The organism is Hymenobacter sediminicola, from assembly GCF_014250515.1.
GTDB lineage: Bacteria > Bacteroidota > Bacteroidia > Cytophagales > Hymenobacteraceae > Hymenobacter > Hymenobacter sediminicola.
Genome location: NZ_CP060202.1, coordinates 118,058 through 137,412, shown reverse-complemented (window position 1 = coordinate 137,412; position 19,355 = coordinate 118,058). Strand labels below are relative to the sequence as shown.

21 protein-coding genes are annotated in these 19,355 nt (G+C 58.2%); 15 read left to right on the top strand and 6 right to left on the bottom strand.

Annotation, left to right across the window (positions count from 1 at the left end; all coding sequences use genetic code 11):
- Positions 1–153: 153 nt before the first annotated feature.
- The 3 genes from H4317_RS00570 to H4317_RS00560 form a co-directional block, all read right to left on the bottom strand.
- Positions 154–852, bottom strand: a complete 699-nt coding sequence (locus H4317_RS00570) for a metallophosphoesterase family protein (protein WP_185888270.1) — start codon at positions 850–852, stop codon at positions 154–156.
- A gap of 90 nt (positions 853–942) precedes the next feature.
- Entirely contained in the window at positions 943–1,152 is a 210-nt protein-coding gene (locus H4317_RS00565) for a hypothetical protein (protein ID WP_185888269.1), read from the bottom strand.
- A gap of 27 nt (positions 1,153–1,179) precedes the next feature.
- Entirely contained in the window at positions 1,180–1,680 is a 501-nt protein-coding gene (locus H4317_RS00560) for a hypothetical protein (protein ID WP_185888268.1), read from the bottom strand.
- A gap of 365 nt (positions 1,681–2,045) precedes the next feature.
- On the opposite strand from H4317_RS00560, the gene H4317_RS00555 reads away from it, so the two are divergent.
- The 11 genes from H4317_RS00555 (at position 2,046) to H4317_RS00505 (ending at position 10,129) form a co-directional block, all read left to right on the top strand.
- The gene (locus H4317_RS00555; protein ID WP_185888267.1) at positions 2,046–2,774 is read left to right on the top strand and encodes a GAF domain-containing protein; all 729 of its coding nucleotides are present in this window, start codon (positions 2,046–2,048) and stop codon (positions 2,772–2,774) included.
- A gap of 261 nt (positions 2,775–3,035) precedes the next feature.
- A complete protein-coding gene (gene ybiA / locus H4317_RS00550; RefSeq protein ID WP_185888266.1) occupies positions 3,036–3,596 on the top strand; it encodes a riboflavin biosynthesis intermediates N-glycosidase in 561 nt (186 codons plus the stop codon).
- An 11-nt stretch (positions 3,597–3,607) separates the two neighbouring features.
- On the top strand, positions 3,608–3,865 hold the full coding sequence (locus tag H4317_RS00545) for a 4a-hydroxytetrahydrobiopterin dehydratase (protein WP_185888265.1): 258 nt from the start codon (positions 3,608–3,610) through the stop codon (positions 3,863–3,865).
- Between the two features lie 24 nt (positions 3,866–3,889).
- Positions 3,890–4,630 carry a 16S rRNA (cytidine(1402)-2'-O)-methyltransferase gene (gene rsmI / locus H4317_RS00540; protein ID WP_185888264.1) on the top strand — a complete coding sequence of 247 codons (741 nt, stop codon included), beginning with the start codon at positions 3,890–3,892 and terminating at the stop codon, positions 4,628–4,630.
- Between the two features lie 7 nt (positions 4,631–4,637).
- Positions 4,638–6,284: an apolipoprotein N-acyltransferase gene (lnt, locus tag H4317_RS00535; protein ID WP_185888263.1), complete on the top strand. Its 1,647-nt coding sequence runs from the start codon at positions 4,638–4,640 to the stop codon at positions 6,282–6,284.
- A gap of 62 nt (positions 6,285–6,346) precedes the next feature.
- Positions 6,347–7,141: an inositol monophosphatase family protein gene (locus tag H4317_RS00530; protein ID WP_185888262.1), complete on the top strand. Its 795-nt coding sequence runs from the start codon at positions 6,347–6,349 to the stop codon at positions 7,139–7,141.
- Positions 7,142–7,816: 675 nt separating this feature from the next.
- Positions 7,817–8,494, top strand: coding sequence for a carboxypeptidase-like regulatory domain-containing protein (locus H4317_RS00525; protein ID WP_185888261.1), 678 nt, complete (start codon positions 7,817–7,819; stop codon positions 8,492–8,494).
- Positions 8,495–8,539: 45 nt separating this feature from the next.
- Positions 8,540–8,971 (top strand): hypothetical protein, encoded by a 432-nt coding sequence (locus H4317_RS00520; RefSeq protein WP_185888260.1) that lies wholly within the window; start codon positions 8,540–8,542, stop codon positions 8,969–8,971.
- A 27-nt stretch (positions 8,972–8,998) separates the two neighbouring features.
- Positions 8,999–9,361, top strand: a complete 363-nt coding sequence (locus tag H4317_RS00515) for a hypothetical protein (protein ID WP_185888259.1) — start codon at positions 8,999–9,001, stop codon at positions 9,359–9,361.
- Between the two features lie 104 nt (positions 9,362–9,465).
- The gene (locus H4317_RS00510; protein ID WP_185888258.1) at positions 9,466–9,663 is read left to right on the top strand and encodes a FeoB-associated Cys-rich membrane protein; all 198 of its coding nucleotides are present in this window, start codon (positions 9,466–9,468) and stop codon (positions 9,661–9,663) included.
- Positions 9,664–9,787: 124 nt separating this feature from the next.
- A complete protein-coding gene (locus H4317_RS00505) occupies positions 9,788–10,129 on the top strand; it encodes a hypothetical protein (RefSeq protein ID WP_185888257.1) in 342 nt (113 codons plus the stop codon).
- Between the two features lie 95 nt (positions 10,130–10,224).
- On the opposite strand, the gene H4317_RS00500 is transcribed toward H4317_RS00505, so the two are convergent.
- The 3 genes from H4317_RS00500 to radA form a co-directional block, all read right to left on the bottom strand.
- Positions 10,225–11,247, bottom strand: coding sequence for an SPASM domain-containing protein (locus tag H4317_RS00500; RefSeq protein WP_185888256.1), 1,023 nt, complete (start codon positions 11,245–11,247; stop codon positions 10,225–10,227).
- 104 nt (positions 11,248–11,351) lie between these two features.
- A complete protein-coding gene (locus H4317_RS00495) occupies positions 11,352–12,824 on the bottom strand; it encodes a TlpA family protein disulfide reductase (RefSeq protein WP_185888255.1) in 1,473 nt (490 codons plus the stop codon).
- 193 nt (positions 12,825–13,017) lie between these two features.
- A complete protein-coding gene (gene radA / locus H4317_RS00490) occupies positions 13,018–14,400 on the bottom strand; it encodes a DNA repair protein RadA (protein WP_185888254.1) in 1,383 nt (460 codons plus the stop codon).
- Positions 14,401–14,707: 307 nt separating this feature from the next.
- On the opposite strand from radA, the gene H4317_RS00485 reads away from it, so the two are divergent.
- The 4 genes from H4317_RS00485 (at position 14,708) to H4317_RS00470 (ending at position 19,263) form a co-directional block, all read left to right on the top strand.
- On the top strand, positions 14,708–16,300 hold the full coding sequence (locus H4317_RS00485; RefSeq protein WP_185888253.1) for a phage tail-like protein: 1,593 nt from the start codon (positions 14,708–14,710) through the stop codon (positions 16,298–16,300).
- A gap of 33 nt (positions 16,301–16,333) precedes the next feature.
- Positions 16,334–17,026 (top strand): phage tail protein, encoded by a 693-nt coding sequence (locus H4317_RS00480; protein WP_185888252.1) that lies wholly within the window; start codon positions 16,334–16,336, stop codon positions 17,024–17,026.
- A 12-nt stretch (positions 17,027–17,038) separates the two neighbouring features.
- Entirely contained in the window at positions 17,039–18,490 is a 1,452-nt protein-coding gene (locus H4317_RS00475; protein WP_185888251.1) for a T9SS type A sorting domain-containing protein, read from the top strand.
- A 254-nt stretch (positions 18,491–18,744) separates the two neighbouring features.
- A complete protein-coding gene (locus H4317_RS00470) occupies positions 18,745–19,263 on the top strand; it encodes a Riean_0653 family protein (protein ID WP_185888250.1) in 519 nt (172 codons plus the stop codon).
- Positions 19,264–19,355: the final 92 nt, after the last annotated feature.

The following is a 19,355-nucleotide window of genomic DNA, read 5'->3' as shown; positions in this document are numbered from 1 at the left end:
TATGAACAATTTATTATATAATCACATTTTACATCTGCCAAGTGCGGGATAAATACCATTGTTCCCAAATATGAAAGCGCCCAGCCTCTTTGCTTCGCGTTTTGCAAAAGCCAGGGGCCGGGCGCTTTCACGTCCATCAGTGTAGAAGTAAGTTCAGCGGCGAGCTATAGGATAGGGCTGCTCTCGGTTGGGTACTAACGTTAGAGCGAAGGTGTCGAGGTTGAGGGCGGCCAGATGAGCCAGCTCCGGGTTATGACGGTATACACAGCCGGTATCTAAGCCTAGTGCACTACTTCGCACTCGCACCCGGCGCTGCACTTCGGCAGTAGGAGTGGGCACGTGGCCATGTACCAGCCGACGGCCCTGTAACCTGGAGGCATCAACCGTGAATTGCTTGATGTTAAGCATGGTATGCCAGTCGGTGCGCATCCGGTCGGGCGGGAGTTGAAAGTTGAATCCGGCATGCACCAGCGTGAAGCCCGGAATATCGAGCTGGTACGGCAAGGCGCTCAACCACTGCAAATACGTATCAGGAATATCCTCGGCGCGACTTACTCCGAAGCTCTCCAGCGTTAGGCCCCGGTCGGCAGCAGATGCCCACGTGAGGTGACGATGACCTAGCGCCGCATCAAGCAGTTCTTGGTCGTGGTTGCCGCGTAGGCAGTGCACCTGGTATCCTTGTGCTGGCAACGTCATCAGGTAGTCGAGCACCCCGCGGCTGTTAGGGCCTTTGTTCACATAGTCGCCCAGCAAGTACAACTCGTCGGTGGGCTGCAGCTGCAACTCATGCTCCAGCAAGTGCTGAAACGTGCGCAGACAGCCATGCAGGTCGGTGGTAACATAACGGGCCATAATAAGTAGGGATAAGATGGTAAGCAGAACCGTAGAGAAGAAAAAAGCACCGTTCCGCGGGGAAGGTGCTTTTTTGGTGCTGGCTGTGAACTAGCTATAGGGTGGCTTGTCGATGTCGGGCTTATCGAGGTTGCGGTTGGGGTGGCGCAGACCGGCATCAATGGCCTCCTGCTCCAGCCGCTCTTCCGTTTGCTCATCGAAGTCATTTACTGGCAGCGCATCAGCTTTTGCCTGCGTTTCCGTGTCGGGCTTGCGCGGACTATTCTGACTTTGCTCGTTCTTATTGCTTTTATCTGACATGGCAGTACACGTTAAATGAACGGAATATTACTGGTCGATGGCTGTATCGGTGGCGTTGGGGTCAGTGAGGTCAGCGTTGGTGCCGGCACGCGACAGGTCGGCATTGGTGCCGGTTGGGCGGTCCATCTGGCCCATTCCCACGCGCGAATCGGGGTCCGACATTTCGTCGCGCCCTCGGCGGGCATCGTCGCGGTCCAGCTCATCTACCGGGCGGCGGGCTTCCACATCGGGTTCGTCTTCAGCGGGCATATCCTGGTTGGGGCGGTCGGGGCGGCCTTCGTCGTTGCTGCGGATGTTGTCGGGCGGCGAGCTGGCGCGGTCGGCATTTTCGTTCACCGACACGGCCGAGATGCCCGCACCGCTGTCAGTGCCATAGCCTTCCTTGCCTTCTCGGTTGCCGAAGCCACCGCGGGCGTCCTCGTTCTTGGGTGGGTCGCCGCCGGGCGTGATGTGGCCGGCCTTCATTTCCTGCTCGGTAGTATCGTCGTTGATGACGCGTACGGGACGGTCGTTGGGGTCAATTGCCATAGGAATAGAGGTGTTGAGGTGGGCGAACTGTCTGGAGGTATGTACTGTGGTTCGCGGATTTGGGTTTAGGTTATACCACGCTGTACGGTCTATTGTCCTTGTTATACACGATAGCAAAGCCGACTCCAGCACGCAGCCGCAACGACCTGCCCGCAACTACATGCTGCACTCTATTTCACCTACATACTCGTCTCTGCTGAACGGGAATACTACCCGTAACGTAGTAGATGTGTTGCCAGCGCGCGCAAGAATGACAACTCTACCGAGCTGTAAGCACGCCGTTTTTCGGGTGCCTCCTGCCCGTCACACCTGAACCTGAGCCAATAAGTGTCTCTGATACGTGGCCTTGTTCTCTACCTTTTGATATGCCAACTACTTTTCCTGGGCTGATTCCAGATAATGAGGGCCAACGTATTGATGCGCTCAGCCAGTATGAGGTGCTTTTTCAGCCTAACCAGCCATTATTTAATGAGTTTGTAAGCATTCTGGCGAAGCTTTTCGCTGTTCCTGTGGCTCTGGTGTCCTTGGTCGGGGCCGAGGAGGTGGTGTTTGCCGGTAACGTAGGTCTGCAGGAAGTGCAGCGAGCCTCCCGCTCCAATAGTCTCTGTTCGGTAGCCGTTCTGCACGAAGGCATTACAGTGTTCGAGGACTTGGCGCAGCATCCCTGCGAGCTGGTTAATATGGATGCTGTGCGCGGACTTCAGCTTGGCTTTTATGCGGGCCGTCCTCTCCGCTCACCCGATGGATCTGCCGTTGGCACATTGTGCGTGATAGACAGAAAACCCCGTATGCTCTCCCTCACCGAGCAGATACTGCTCGACCACATGGGGCAAGCAGCGTCGGATATTCTACTATTGGAAGCGGCCTTCGCCAACGACCAGACGCTGAGCCGAGGATTGTGGGAGCGGGTACGGCAGCAAATCCATTTTTCGCTTACCCGAATGGATACCTTGGCCGAGTTGAGCAAGCACGAGGAAGACGAAGACACCGATGCTGCCCGCGCCTACCGTCAGTCCAGCCAGGAGGAAGCACTACTGGTGGTACAAGCCATGCAGAAGGAGCTGAAACAGGCGTTGGCCAGCATTAGCCGCTAAACCAACCCCACACAAGGCGCTAGAGTTGCGGCTTCCTGCCTTGCCATTATACAAGGCTGTATCTAAAAAGAAGTCTTGTGTAACTCAGGGTATGGCTGCGCGATATTAGATGCCCGCGTCACTGTCGGTGCCGTAGCTTTCCTTGCCTTCCCGGTTGCCGAAACCGCCGCAGACGTCCTCGTTCTTGAGTGGGTCGCCGATATGGGCTTAGCTTTGGCATCTTCAGTTTTCTACAATACTCCTGCCTTTCCCCGGTTTATCATGTCTGCTACCCCTCTGCCCGCCATTCGCTCCGTTGAGAGCCTGCTGCAGCATCTGGAAGCCGGGGCGGCCATCAAGTACTTGTATTTCTGGGGCCACACTGGCGCCGGCCGCATCGGCAAGGAAGTGTTCAGCCAATGGTATCCGGCACCATTTGAGGTGGCCGGCGACACCTACGCCACCGCCGAGCACTATATGATGGCTGAAAAAGCCCGCTTGTTTCAGGATGAAGCCGCCCGGCAGGCCATCTTGGCGTCTACCCATCCCGACCAAGCGAAAAAGCTGGGCCGCACCGTCCGCAACTTCGAGGAAGCCCACTGGAATGCCGCTCGTTTTGCTATTGTAGTGCAAGGCAACGCGGCTAAGTTCGAGCAGCACCCAGCACTGCGCGCGTTTCTGCTGGGCACCGGCTCCCGCGTCCTCGTGGAGGCCAGCCCTGTAGACCCGGTGTGGGGAATCGGTTTGGCGCAAGACCACCCACAGGCCGCCAATCCGGCTGCATGGCCCGGCCTCAATCTGCTGGGCTTTACTTTGATGGAAGTCCGGAATATCCTTGCTTAACTCCAGTAACCATGTGGACCGAACACGACAACGCCCTTACTCGCCGCTACCGTTTCCCTGACTTCAAAACGGCCTTCGCCTTCATGACCGACGTGGCCGAAGCCGCCGAAGCGCAGGACCATCACCCGTGGTGGGCCAACGAGTACAATACCGTGGAGTTCCGGCTGCGCACCCACGATGCCGGCAACACTGTAACCAAGCGCGACCACCGGCTGGCGGAGCGCATTGAGGCACTGGCCACCCGGCATGGGGCGGAGTCTGTAGCTTAGGCAGCACCCCCTACCTTTGCTGCCATGTCAGAACCTACGCCCACGCTGCTCTACCTCGTGCCCACGCCCATCGGCAACCTGGAGGATATTACCCTGCGGGCCATCCGGATACTGGGCGAAGTAGATACCGTGCTGGCTGAAGACACCCGCACCAGTGGCCGCCTGCTGCAGCACCTGGGCCTGAAAAAGCCCATGCTTAGCTACCACCTGCACAACGAGCACCAGCAGGTGCAGCGCCTACTCGACCGGCTGGAGAAGGGCGAAACAATGGCCCTCGTATCGGATGCCGGCACGCCCGGAATTTCGGACCCTGGCTTTCTGTTGGTGCGTGAGTGCCTGGCCCGGGGCCTGAAAGTGGAATGCCTGCCCGGGGCTACGGCCTTCGTGCCGGCGCTGCTTAAGTCGGGATTCGGAGCCGAGCGGTTCACGTTTGAGGGGTTTCTGCCGGTGAAGAAGGGCCGCCAGACCCGCCTCAAGGAACTGGCCCAAGAACACCGCACCATGATTTTCTACGAGTCGCCGCACCGCATTGTGAAGACGCTGGAGCAACTGGCCGAAGTGCTGGGTCCCGACCGGCCAGCCTCCGTGAGCCGCGAGCTGACCAAGCTGTTTGAGGAAACCGTAACGGCCCCATTGGCCGAATTGGCTGCCAACTTTGCGGCCCGTGCGGCCATCAAAGGCGAGATTGTACTGGTGGTGCAGGGCCGCGAGAAAGAAGAACGTATCAAGCAGCACCGCTACGCAAACGACGACCGTGACGAATAACCCCACCTTGGCTTCTCCTGAAACGCGAACCTCCTCACCAACTGGTCTGGCCTATTGGCTGCCCAGCCTGCTGGCCCTGCTGAGCGCCGGCCTGCTGTGGCTGGGCTGGCCCGTGCACCCGGCCGGGCTGGCGCTGGTGCTACTGGTGGCCTGGGTACCCTACCTGCGTTTGGAGCAGTTGCTCACGCAACGCGGCGCCAGCGGCTGGAAGGTATTCCGCTACACCTATTTGTGCCTGGTGCTCTGGAACGCCTTTACTACTTATTGGGTGAGCTACAGCACCTTAGGTGGTGGCATTACGGCGGTGGTCTGCAATGCGCTGATGATGTGTGCGCCTGTCATGGCGTTCTACCACACCAAGCGGCTGGCTGGTCCGGCGCTGGGATACTTTTCCTTACCCGTCTACTGGATTGCCTTCGAGCAGCTGCACCTGCACTGGGACCTGACCTGGCCCTGGCTCACACTCGGCAACGGGTTTGCGCAGGCGAACTATCTGGTGCAGTGGTACGAATACACAGGCTTTCTGGGCGGTTCGGTCTGGATGTGGCTGGTGAATATCCTGGTATTCGGGGCGCTGTTTCGCTCCTCGGCCAGCCACCCGGTCCGGCGCTGGCTGGCACCGGCGGCAGCCGCTGGTCTGCCCATGCTGGCCTCTTTCCTGATTGGCAGCCAATACCAGGAGAAAGGCAAAACGGCCGAGGTAGTCGTGGTGCAGCCCAACGTCGACCCGTTTCTGGAGAAATTCAGCAGCACGCCCAACTTCATTCCCTACGACGAGCAGATTACGCGCCTGATCAGCCTCACCGAGCAGCAGCTTACACCTCAGACCAAACTGGTTCTCTGGCCCGAAACGGCGCTGGAAGAGTCCTACTTCGAGCAGACATTCGACACGAACCCGAAAGTGTTTCGGCTGCGCTCCTGGCTGGCTACGCACCCCGGTCTGGAGCTGATTACGGGCATCACCAGCGTCACGACTTACCCGACCAAGGAAACAGCAACGCCCACTGCCCGCTTCCGCGACGACCTGGGTTTCTATGACGTCTCGAATACGGCAGTGCATCTGCCGGGCGCTACCGCGCCCGTTACGTTCTACCACAAGTCACGGCTCGTGCCGGGCGTAGAAAAAGTGCCGGTGGCGCTGGCCAAACTCGTCAACAACATCGACCTAGGCGGCTTTGTGGGCTCGTATGGCAGCCAGGAGGAGCGCACCGTGTTCCGCACCTCCGACCCGAACCTGCGCCTTGCGCCCTCCATCTGCTACGAATCGGTGTACGGCGACTTCATGGCCGAATACATGAAGAACGGCGCCACGCTCATCGGCATCATCACCAACGACGGCTGGTGGTCCGACTCGCCCGGCCACGAGCAGCATTTGCAGTACGCCACGCTCCGCGCCATCGAAACCCGCCGCGACGTGGCCCGCTCCGCCAATACCGGCATCTCGGCGTTCATCAATCAGAAAGGCGAAATCGTGACGCGCACGGGCTGGTGGGTGCAGGCGGCCAGCCGCCACACCGTGCATCTCAACGAAGAGCTGACCTTCTATGTCCGCCACGGGGAGCTGATTGGCCCTGCAACGCAGGTGCTGGCCGTAGTGCTGCTGGGCTTTACGGCGGTGCAGGGGCTGCGGCGCCGTAAACAACCTGCCATCTAATTTCCGCCTGTCATCCTGCAAAGGCGCAGGCCGGCAGCCGCTTTTCTGACTTTATCGACCTCATGGAATTCACTCAACTCAGCCTCGAACTCGCCGAGGTATGCCGCCGCGCCGGCCAGTTCATTCGCCAAGAATCGGCCACCTTTGACCGCGGCCACATTGAAAGCAAAGGCGTGCACGATTTGGTGTCGTATGTGGACAAGGAAACCGAGAAGCTGCTGGTGGCCGGGCTGCGCGAGGTGCTGCCGGAGGCCGGCTTCATCACCGAAGAAGGCACTGAGGGCGCCCACCGGGCCGAGGAATACAACTGGATTATTGACCCGCTTGATGGCACCACCAACTTCGTGCACGGGCTGCCGGTATACTCCGTAAGCGTGGGTCTGATTCGGGGGCAGGAACTGGTGGCAGGCGTGGTGTATGAAGTAGTGCGCGACGAATGCTTCCGGGCCGCCAAAGGCGCTGGGGCGTTCTGCAACAACATGCGCATCCACGTATCCGATGTGCCCGACCTGAATAATGCTCTCATTGCTACTGGCTTTCCCTACACCGATTTTGGGCTGATGAGCGACTACCTGCAGGTGCTAGGCTCGTTCATGCGGAAGTCGCACGGGGTGCGCCGGCTCGGCTCCGCAGCCGTAGACCTGGCGTATGTGGCGGCCGGACGCTTTGAGGGATTCTTCGAGTTCAACCTAAACTCCTATGATGTGGCTGCGGGCCTGTTGCTCGTGACCGAAGCAGGTGGCCGCACCACTGAGTTTCTGCAGGACGGCGACCCGCTGTTTGGCAGGCAGGTGGTAGCCAGCAACGGCCACGTGCACCAGGAGATGCAGGACACCATCCGCGAATACTGGAAGTAGGCTATTTGCTTCCCCATTTGCAGCGCTGGCACCTCTTTCAATGTAAGGAGGTGCCAGCGCTGTTTTTATGGTAGCTAGCTGACTGGAAACAACTTAGTAACCAAGTGGCACTACTTACTACAAGCCAGCTACAAAGCGGTAGCCGCAGGCGCATCTGCAAAAACTACTGGCTATGCCTACCTCAACCAAGGGATAAGCGGTAACAGTGGTTGGAAATCGGCCAGCGCAACTCTCCTGGTTCTCTGCTGCTTTGCTCTACTAAAATACCTAGCACGACAGTGTCACGGACTTAACAGGGTACAATCTAGAGTCATACGAAACCAAGCTGCACAATGCCCAGTATACAGCGCACTTAGCTGCTAATAGTCCAAGATAGACATCAACCATTTTATCCCATATTGGGATTAAAATTCCCGCATTGAAATTTAATGTTGTACTATTTCAACTATTTTTAAAAAACACCCAGATAACTATTCATAGGCAGTAAAACTATGTTGATCTGGACAGGGCTTGGTTTCATAGAGCGTTTGTGGCAGTTCGCCGAAATAGCACAACCATACTACAATAGGATTTTAATAACTACTATAAACTATGTTATATTTTTCAGGTAATTAGCCCTGTAACTTTGCGGCTCACACCGAGCGCTCTTTTTAACTAATTACACCTGTCAGCTTCATGAAACTAAGTGCTACACCCTTTCATCCGGTTACTGGCGAACTGCTGCCGACGTACCGGGATGCTTACCTCCGTGGAGACCTTTCCAGCAAAAACACCGAAGCGGTAGACAACTACCTGAAGGCGAACAGCCAGTACGGTGATGCCACGCTGCGCCGTTACTTCGAGTTGAACCAGGCCGGCCATGCCGTAAAGCCCATTGGCTGGGTACAGCGCCAGTTCGACCTTATCCGCACCGAGCCGCAGCGCTTCCGCCGTCGGGCGGCGTCGCTGGTGGCGGGCAGCGTGCTGGTGGGTGGCGCAGTATTTGCCGGTGCCAACCTGCCTACTGCTCCTTCCGAAAACCTGCCAACTGAAACTCCGACTGAGTTGGTTGAAGCTGCTAGCGCCGAAGCCGCTGCCTTGCGCATGACTTCCGTGCGGGGCCGCATTCTGGACGAAAACGGTAAGCCACTTATCGGAGCAACCGTGCTGGACAAAAGCAGCGGCCGTGGTGTAACCACCGATGCTTCTGGCAACTATGTATTGCCCGTGGCAGCCAACCAAGCTCCTTTGCTGCAGTACGGCTATGCTGGCTACAGCGAGGAAGAAGTACAAATGAAAGGCCGCGGCACGCACAATGTGACTCTGCTCCCACGAGAAGCAGCTGCCAAAAAGCGCCGTTGGTGGCAGTTTTAGTAGGCTAGCCATGGTAGGCTGCCGCCTTCCTCCTACGCTTTTTCCATGCAATTCCCTTTCTTAAGCAGAATCAGCCTCCGCAAAATAACAGTTGGGACTAAAGACGAAGCGGGCCAGGCGGCCCGGACGGTCCTTGAGCAGCTGCTCACCGAGTTGCCGGAAATGCTGCTGGCCTGCCTGGTGGAAGTATCTTCAGGCCGTGTGCTTGCTTCCTACACCACAGCGTCGGCGCTGAATCCAAACCAGATCAGTCTGCGGTATGCCAAGCTGCTACGCCAGACAGACTCCGCGCTGGCTGCCCGGCAAATTCCGGGTGGGCCGCTCACTGAGATGACCCTGCTCCTGGAAGACCAGCTGCATCTGATCCGCCCACTGCCAACCCGCGGCTGGTACTGCTTTCTCGCCGTTCGTTTCGCTGACACCAATTTGGGTATGGCATCGGAAATACTACGTCGCCAAACCGCACAGCTTCAATAACTCACCTTTTTTACTATCATCACTCCGATGTCAACCCCCAAACAAGCCGTTAAAGAAATCCTGGAAGAACTGCCTACGTTGCTGGCCGTTGCAGTAGTAGAAACCGAAACGGGCATGGCCCTGGCTTCTCACACTAACATTGCCGACTTCGATATTGATACGGCTGCTGCCTACAATACCGAAGTGGTAAAGCAAAAGTTGAAAGCTATACAGGCTCTGAAGCTCAACCAGACGGTGCAGGACATCCTGCTCACGCTGACCGACCAGCTGCACGTTATCAAGCTTTCCCCCGCCGGTGACAAGTTCATCTATCTGGCGGTGAACTCGCGCGACACGAACCTGGCCGTTGCGCGCCAGGTCCTGAAAGCGCAGACGGCTGTGCTGAACTAAAACGGCGCCGCTCCCAGCAACAAGGCCCACTGGTACTACCAGTGGGCCTTGTTGTTTTGGTAAACACCAAACTTTTCCTTTGCCTGCGTAGTTTTGTGGCTGTTATGTGGTTACAAACTTCCATCATTGTGCTGCTCTTTGTGGGTGCGGCATTCTACGTTGGCCGGCTTTTCTGGCGAGCTTTCTTCGACAAAACCCAGGCGGGCTGCGCCAAAGGCTGCGGCGGCGCCTGCTCCACTATCGATGTAGACCGGTTGCAGCGTACCATTGAGCTGGCTGCGGCCCGCTCCGAGGCGAAATAGCCCGGTTTCAGCTTCCTGAAATTAAGACAACCCGCCCCCGTATCGGCCTCGTATAGCCGGTATGGGGGCGTTGCTATTCCCCCATTACTACTGCGCTATTTCCCTCCCCGAATACCACACAACCATGCAAGACAAAGAAGAAGAACGCTCGCTCGTTAACGTGGAGCACAAGCTCAACAAGGATGGCTTCACCGAGGATTTTCGCGTGATGGATGGCCGCCTGCACACCATCGGCAACGACCGGAGCAAGGGCTACTCCCCCAACGAGGTGACTATCGTGGACTTCTACCGTTTTGAGGGCGAAAGCAACCCCGACGATATGTCCATCCTGTACGCCATCCAAACCAACGACGGGGTGAAAGGCACCATTTCCACGGCCTTCGGTACCTACGCCGATTCTGATGTGGATGAGTTCCTGAGAACTGTAGAGGACCTCGGCAAAAACCTCGACAAAGGCCACAAATAGAGGCAATCAACTTTCTATAAGAAGAACGAGCCGTTCCGCTTCCCGCTAAGGAAACAGAACGGCTCGTTCTTCTTATGCCCTTATCGATTCTGCCCTTAGCCCCACACCTTAGTACCCTCGGTGCAGTTGCGGCACATGTCTATCTGGTCGCGACCTTTGAGCAGCGAGGCCCGAAATTGGCGGTATTTGGTGCCGTGCCAGAGCTGGCGGAAGGTCTGGGTTTTCAGGTCACCGAGACGGTACTCAGCATCCTTGTCAAAGCAACAAGGTACCACTAGCCCATCCCAGGTGATGACGCAGCTGTGCCACATCTTCCAGCAGTGGTTGAGCAGGCGGTTTTTGATGCTCCAGGTGCCATCTTGGTTATTCTCGTAGCGCGAGTAGTAGTCGATGGTGGGAATCAGGGGTGAGCCATTCTGGTAGTCGTAGATCTGGGCCGTTTTGAACCACACATCATCCACGCCCAGCTCGGCGGCCAACTGCTTCGCCTCCTCCATCTGGTGCTCATTGGGCCGCACTACCAGAAACTGGAACACCACCCGCGGCGTCTGGCTTTTCAGCTCACGCCGCCATTTTATGAGGTTGCGGGTGCCTTCCAGCACTTTGTCCAGCTTGCCCCCTACGCGGTACTGCTGGTACACATCCTGCGTAGTGCCGTCCAGGGAAATGATAAGCCGGTCGAGGCCACTTTCCACGGTACGACGGGCGTTATTGTCGTTGAGGTAGTGGGCGTTGGTGCTGGTAGCGGTATAGATGCCCTTGTCGGCCGCGTATTTCACCAAGTCCAGGAAATTGGGGTGCAGATACGGTTCGCCCTGGAAATAGAAAATCAGGTACCACAGCCGCGACGCTACCTCGTCTATCGTCTTGCGGAACAGCTCATCAGGGAGCATGCCGGTAGGCCGCGTGAAGGAGCGCAGGCCGCTCGGGCACTCGGGGCAGCGCAGGTTGCAGCTCGTGGTTGGCTCGAAGCTCAGAGCCACCGGCAGGCCCCAGTGCCGCGCGTTGCCTGTCAGCTTGCTTAGCGCGTAGCCGCCCACCACCTGCGCCGTATTCCAGACGCGGCGCGGCGTTGCTTTAGATAAGAAGTTGAGCGAGTCGGTAAGGAGAGAAGCCATGCGGGGGTAAAGGTACGGCGGCAGCGGTAGCGCGCACCTTCAAACAAAAACGCCCCCCGATGTTCCGGGAGGCGCTTTCATTATTTTGGTTGCAGCAACTGCTGTTACTTGGCTGTGGCTTCCGAAGTAAGCAGGCTGGTGTAGGTGCTGGCCTTGCCGAAAGACTGCTTGATTTCATCGACGGCGGCGCGGCTGCTCAGGCGCTTCGGCTTGGTATTCAGAAAGGTACCATCCTCGGCTAGCAGAAAATACGCCGGCACATCCTCCAGTGCATACGCTCGGGCAACCGGAGCCCGCATGCCACCTATAGCGCGCACATGCACGCCAGGCAGCCGCTTGCTCACCACCAATTGTTTCCAAGCGCCTTCATTTTCATCAAGAGCAATATTGAGGAATACGATGTTCTTGTCCTCAAACTTCTTGGCCAAATCAGCGGCGTAAGGCAGGTCGCGCAGGCTCAGGCCGCTGGTAGTGCGCCAGAAATTGATGTATACCAGCTTGCCCCGGAAGTTTTGCAGGCTGATGGTATCCCCCTTGGCAGTGGTCAGCTTAAAATCGGGCGCCATCGAACCGATAGCAAATGCTTTGTGCGTTTCGAAATCCTGGCGCAGTACCGGAGTATAGCGGTTCTTACTGTCGACGTTTTTGTAGTCGGCCAGCATGGCCTCCGACTGCCGCACATGCCCAAACCGGAACGACTCCTGCATTACGCGGCCCATAATGATAGGCCGCACACCGCCGCTGAGTTGGTTCTTGGCCATATCGTAGCACACCTGGTAGAAGTCGGGGTCGGAGCGCTGCTTGCCGGCCGCCGTGGCCAGGTGGTGGATGTAGTTGAGCAAAAACTCTTGATACATCTCGCTCTGCATCGCCGCCTCGTTATTGACGATGCTCTTATCATTCAGGAACTCGTAGTACGAAGGCGACATTTTCAGGCGGCCCTCAGTGGCTACTACTTGTTCACGCAGGTCCTGAAAGGTTAGCTTATCGTTAGCGTAGCTGTAGTCAATTTCGGCCTGTGCGTATTTGCGGAAAGCGTCGCTGAACTTGTTATCCTCAACGGCATTCTTCAGAAACTTCTGCTCCTCTTTGCGGCGGTACTCCAGAAACGACACGAACCCCGCCTCATACAGCATAATGTTGTCGGGTAGCACCTGGAATCCGTCGTTTTCGATGAACTGCTCGTCTAGGTCCGAGAGGTAGGTATTGGCCTCTGCGCCCCGGCCTTTGTAGCGTACCGAACCGGGCAGGTCGCTGCCCCGAAAACGGACTTCCAGGGCGTCGCCGGGCTCCAGAAACAGGTCGGCTACGTCTTCTCCGTATACCAAGTCGGCGCGGGCTGGGCCATCAAGCTTCAGCGCCATCCGGAACTCGCCTTTGTCGTCGAGGCGGGCGTACGTAATCTGCTCCTTAAGGTCGAGCGGATTTTCGCGTATCGATACGGCTACGGTGTCATTCGTCCGGCCGCTTACTTTGCCAGTAAGCGTTACGGTGCCCTGAGCCAGCGCCGCCGAGGACAGGGCCGTTAGGCCAACGGCCAGCAACCACCCGGAAAGAAAACGAATAGAGTACGACATCGGAGCAAGTAGTTCAGGCAGATAACTTTGGAAACTGCTGCGAAAAACGCCCAGAGGATAAAAATACCTCGTCACATCATTCGCGGTAAAAGTCAATTCCTGTACCGAAGATACGGCTTTTAGGTTGTGATAGTCCAATCCATTTACTCCCTTTTTTTCGTACTCGCCACTCGCTGGCTAGCTTTTGCAGGTATTATCCAAACAAACCCTCCAATACTTCATCCAGCCTCCCCGCCGGCTGTACCCGGATGCCGTAACGGGCCAGATCGAGGCCGCGGGCGTTGAACTGCGAGATGTACATTTCAGCAAAGCCAAGCTTCTCGGCCTCACTCAGGCGCTGGTCGAGGCGGCTCACAGCCCTGATTTCTCCGCTCAGGCCCACTTCTGCGGCCAAGCATACCTCCCCGCGAATAGCTACATCGTTCAGGGAGCTAACTACGGCGGCGCATACGGCTAAGTCCAGGGCAGGGTCGTCGAGGCGCAGGCCACCGGCAATGTTGAGAAACACGTCGTGCTGGCCCAGGCGCAGGCCGCTACGCTTTTCCAGTACGGCAAGCAGCATCTGCAACCGTTTGGTATCGAAGCCGGTAGAGCTACGCTGGGGTGTGCCATAGGTGGCAGGCGTTACAAGGGCCTGCACCTCTACCAGCAGCGGCCGGTTGCCTTCCAGCGTGGCCCCAATGGCCATGCCGCTCAGGCTTTCGGTGCGCTGGCTGAGCAGAATTTCTGAGGGGTTGCTTACTTGGCGCAGGCCGGTGCCTTGCATCTCATAAATGCCCAGCTCGGAAGTGCTACCAAAACGGTTTTTGATGGTGCGCAGAATCCGGTAGCTCAGGTGCCGGTCGCCCTCGAACTGCAACACTGTATCTACCATGTGCTCCAGAATCTTGGGGCCGGCAATGGAGCCATCTTTGGTGATGTGGCCGATGAGCAGCACTGGCACGCTGGTTTCCTTAGCGTATTTGAGCAGTTCGGTGGTGCACTCGCGCACTTGGCTAACGGAGCCGGCTCCAGCCTCCACCAACCCCGAATGCAGCGTCTGAATAGAATCAACGATAACCACATTGGGCTGCAGCGCGTCAATCTGCTTGAAAATATTCTGCGTGTTGGTTTCAGTAAGAATGTAGCAGTTGGGGTGTTGCTCTCCCAGCCGCTCGGCACGCATCTTTATCTGCTGCTCGCTCTCTTCGCCCGAAATGTAGAGCACCTTCATCTGGGTAAGGCTCATGGCAATCTGAAGCATGAGCGTGCTTTTGCCGATACCCGGCTCGCCGCCAATGAGTACCAAAGAACCCGGCACCAACCCGCCGCCCAGCACGCGGTTCAGTTCGCCGTCGTTGGTATCAAACCGCGACTCTTCCTCAAAGTGAATCTCGCTGATAACCCGGGGCTTGGCGGCTTTGGTGCTGCCTACGGTGGTCGAGGCTTTCCAGGAGCCCGCTGCCGAGCTGTCTTCTTTCTGGATAACTTCCTCTACGTAGGTATTCCACTCGCCACAGCTGGGGCAGCGCCCTATCCATTTGGCACTCTGGGCACCACAGTTTTGGCAGAAATAAAGGGTTTTAAGCTTGGCCATTCTGAGAGGTTGGGGTAAAAGAAATTAATGCTTTTGGCTGCTAAAAAGTTTGGCAAGAACGGGGTTTTTAACCGGTTCGACGCGGCTTTTCACCAAGGCCACAGCGAGAGCAAGAGCTCAGTTGGTAGCCCCTGATACTGTGGCCGTTGCGGTTGCACCACCTGAGGCATTAGGGAACGGCAGGAGCACGGCATACCAGCTTAGTCGTTGCCAAAGATATTTTATGGTAAAATTCCAATATCAATGTGAAGTATATACTATTCCAGGTATATTTGTTCGCTCCTTTCTCTTCCTTTCATTCTACTACATGAAACACTCTTACCGTCTGTTGCTGGGGCTTGGCCTCAGCGGCCTGGCTTTCACGGCACAGGCTCAAACCGGGGCTGTGGGCGTAGGCACTACCACCCCCGATACGAATGCAGCGCTGGATATTTCGGCAGGCACTGCAGCCAATAAAGGCCTGCTGGTGCCCCGTATGACGGAAGCCCAGCGCACTGCCCTCACCACTACCAGCCAAGGCATGCTTGTGTACCAGACCACTGGTCTGCAGCCAGGCTTCTGGTATTTTCAGGGTGGGCAGTGGCTGCCACTGGGCATTGGCTCGGGCACAGGCGCCCAAAGCTGGCTGCGCGCCGGCAACGCCGGTACCAACCCGGCGACCGACTTTCTGGGCACGACTAACGCGCAGGACCTCGTGCTGCGCACCAACAACACCGAAAAGCTGCGCATCGACATCGACGGTACGCTGTTCGCCACTTCTTCGAAGGGCGTAGTGCTGAACCAAGCCGATGCCCCGCTCATCACGCGCGGCTGGGACAAGTTCACTTCCGGCAACTACAACGGTTTGGGCCGCTGGGGGGTATTTATGGAGGCAAACACCCTCACGTTTGGGGTGCCAGCGCTGGGCGGCAAGCAGTTTCAGTGGGTGAGCTACGATGTTACGTCTGCCCGTAACACCACCTTCATGACCCTGAGCCAGGAAGGCCGCCTGGGCATCGGCACCACGCCGGCCCTCACGCTGGACGCGCTTGGCTCGCTGGGTATGCGCAACGGGGCCGCCTGGGACCACCTCTACTTCACTCACGACGGAGGCACGGCCTTTATGAATGCCGGTGGGGCCGAAAACGGACTAGCCCTGCGCGTAGGCAGCAGTGGCCAGGGCAGCTACGGTGACCCAACCCAGAACTACCGCGACGTGATGCGTCTGCTGCCCAACGGCAACGTAGGTATCGGCGTTACGAGCCCGGCGCAGGCGCTGGAAGTGAACGGAGGTGTTTCGGCCGCCACATTCAACCCCATCAGCAAGCAGGGTGCGTTTCTGCAGTGGAACCGCTCCAACGCCGACGGGGAAACCTGGCTGCTGAACCAGCAAGGCCTGGGCGGCGCCAATGCGGGCATCCGCTTTGGTAGCGCCACGCAGGCCAATGTCGTAACGGAATGGGCCCGCTTCCTCAACAACGGCAACTTTGGCATCGGCACCACAGCCCCCGGCGCAAAGCTGGAAGTGGCCGGCCAGGTAAAGATTACGGGCGGCACACCCGGTGCAGGCAAAGTCCTAACCTCCGACGCTACCGGCCTAGCCACGTGGCAGACCCCGGCAGCCAGCACCGCCGCCACCAACATCCAGACAACTAGCACCTTTGCCGTTCCTAGCACCGGCAATTCGGCACTGGCTCCTACCACGGGCGTGGTGATTCTGACCGACAACACCAACGTCAGCAACGGTACCATTACGCTGGGCACTGGCACCAACGGCCAGACGCTGGTTGTCACCAACCTCGATGTGCAGGCCGTAAGCCTGATCAGCAGCAGCGGCACAGGCAACCTGCTGCCCAATTTCGCGGCGCAGTTCGTCTATATCGTGAATGGCAGCACCTCCGGCTGGTTCCGCGTCAATTAATCTTTCCTACTCCCGACTTTTCTCTCTACTTATATGAGACTCATTGCTACTCCTGCCGGCATCGTACCGGCGTCCAGCATCCCTGCACAAGTCGAGCCCGAGCGCCGCGGCTGGCTCAAGCGCCTCGGCGCCCTCATTGGGGGCAGCCTACTGGCGGGTACTGCCGCAGCTGGCACCCGTAGCACAGCCTCGGTGCAGGGTGCAGACCCATTTATTGGTGAAATCATCATATTTGCCGGCAACTTTCCACCCAGAGGGTATGCCTTCTGTGATGGTCAGATCTTGTCCATTGCGCAAAACACCGCCCTCTTCTCTCTTCTGGGGACGACATACGGCGGCAATGGCCAGACGACTTTTGCATTGCCGGATCTGCGCGGCCGGTTTCCCATGCACGCCGGCTTCTCCGCGGGTCCGGGCCTCACGCAACGCAACTTGGGTGAGGCAGCTGGCGCGGAAGCCGTGACGCTGCTTGCCACGCAGATGCCTGCGCACAACCACCCCCTGACCACCACTACTGCTCCCGGCACGTCGGCTTCGCCTGATGGCACCCTGTTGGCAAACGACGGACGAGGGGGCACGCAGTACGCAGCTGGCACGGCCAATGCGGCACTGGCCCCTCAGAGTGTTGGCATAGCCGGTGGCAACCAGCCGCATAACAATATGCCGCCTTATCTGGCTATCAACTTCTGCATTGCGCTGGAAGGCATCTTTCCTTCCCGGAATTAAGGCCTTATTTCTATGAAGCCACTCTACCCATTTCTGGCTCTGAGCCTGGCCGCCGGCCCGCTGGCCGCCCAGAGCCTGACCAACAACGGCAGCATTGTGACGGTGCAGGCCGGCGCAACGCTATACGTATCCGGCACGCTCGACAACAAGGCGGGTAGCACGTTCTCGAATGCCGGCACCACGCAGGTAGGCGGCGACCTGACCAACGCCGGCACCCTTACCTCGGCCGGACTAGTACGAATGGTTGGCACCGACAACCAAACCCTGACCCCGGGCGGGTCCAGCCTCACGCAGCTGGAAATTGCTAACACGGGCGTAGTCGGCCAAAACGTGGTCAGCGTACCTACGGACCTAGCCATCACGCAGCAGCTCACGCTCACGAGCGGTATGGTCCGAACTGCTGTGGCCGCTACCATCAGCCTGCCTAACACCGCTACAGTAACCGGCGAAGCGCCCGGCCGCTATGTGCAGGGCAACCTGCAGGTGACGCGCACCGGCGTCAACAGCACGACCGACTTCGGTAACGGCGCCACGCTCAACCCCGGCAACAACATCGGTACCGTAACCGTGAAACGCACGGCCGGACTGCTGCTGCCCAACGTGAGCTACGGCCAGAACAACGCCCTGCCAGCCCTACAAGGCATCGACCGGATCTGGAGCATTACGAGCAGCAACAACCCTAACTCCGCAGTAGCCGTGGCGCTAAGCTGGCTTCCCGAAAACGACCACAACCTGAGCAGCTTTGCCCAGGCGCAGGCGTGGCGGGCTACCAGCGCTACCACCTGGGCCAAAGCCGGCGCACAGGCCGCAGCTGCCACTACGGCTACTAACCGCACCTTCTCGTTTAGCACGGCCGTGCTGGGCGTGCTTACGGTGAGCAACGCCGCCAACCCGCTGCCAGTGGAGCTTATTGAGTTCACGGCAGAGCGCCAGGGCGAAGATGGCCTGCTGCGCTGGGCTACGGCCTCGGAGAAAAACAACGACCGGTTTGAGGTGGAGGCCAGCGCCGACGGTAGCACCTTCCGCCGCATCGGGCAGGTGCAAGGCCACGGCACCACCGCCCAGCGCCACGACTACCGTCTGCTGGACCTTAACCTAGCCCGCTACCAGGCCAGCCCGGTGTACTACCGCCTCCGCCAAGTAGACCAGGATGGCACCGAAACCCTCTCGCCCGTCCGGACGGTGCAGGTGCTCGGCGCTACTCCGAAGCTGCTGGCCGAAGCCTTCCCCAACCCGCACCACGCTGGCAAGCTCACGCTGCGCGTGCAGGCGCTGGAGGCCGGCTTTGTAACGCTGAAGGTGCATGAGGCCACAGGCCGGGTGCTGTGGCAGGAAACGCGAGCCGTACAGGCCGGCTGGAATGAGCAGCCCCTTTCCCGCGCCGCCGAGCTGCCCGCTGGCCTCTACTTGCTGAGTGTGCAGCAGGGTAGCCAGCAACAGGTTGTGAAGCTGGTGCGCGAGTAATTATCACTATTACAAGCTATGAGAAAGCGCCTCCTGCATGGAGGCGCTTTTTTGTTGGGCCGTACGCTGGTGTTTTCGAGGCAATTCCTGGAATGCATTTTCTACTAGTTCTCACTAAATCATTACCTTACCCTCAACTTCCGCCTCGTTCCCGCACCACCGCCTATTGCCCTTGCTACACTATCCGGCCTCCCTTGGCCCGGCTGTGGCATGGGCTTTTTGCTTTCCTGTCTCTACTCTTTGATTCCCTCCTTATGCGCCACCCCGTGTATTTGCTACTGCTGCTATCCTTCCTGCTAGGGGTTAGCGCCTGCAAGAAAGACGACCCGGAAGACAAACTACCGCCCGCCACCCAGACCGGAGCCGGCACCTTCGGCTGCCTCGTCAACGGGCAGGCCTGGCTGCCTTTCGGCACCACCGGCTCGGGCAGTGACGGAATAGACTATGACCAGGGGCTGGTGTACATACGGGCGCGACGCTTCGAAACCGATGGGCGCAATTTCCAGAGCATGAAGCTCTATATCGATAGTGTCGCGCGCACGGGCCGCTACCCGCTGGGCATGCCGCACGGGCAGGCCAGCTTCCATGATAGCCGCAGTGAAGATTGTTACTTAGCCACCCAGGAGCCCGGCACCGTGACGGAGGGCCAGTTGACCGTCACCCGCTTCGACCTGAGCGCCCACATCATTTCCGGCACCTTCGAGTTTACGCTCACCAAGCCCGGCTGCGAGCCGCTCAAAGTTACGAAGGGCCGCTTCGACTACAGACTATAGCCACATTTCCGCCTGGCTCCCACAATTTTCCGGGCTCGCACCAAACCTGCCCGCGCTTGTGTATCTTCCTGCCACGCTTCATTCTATCTTCA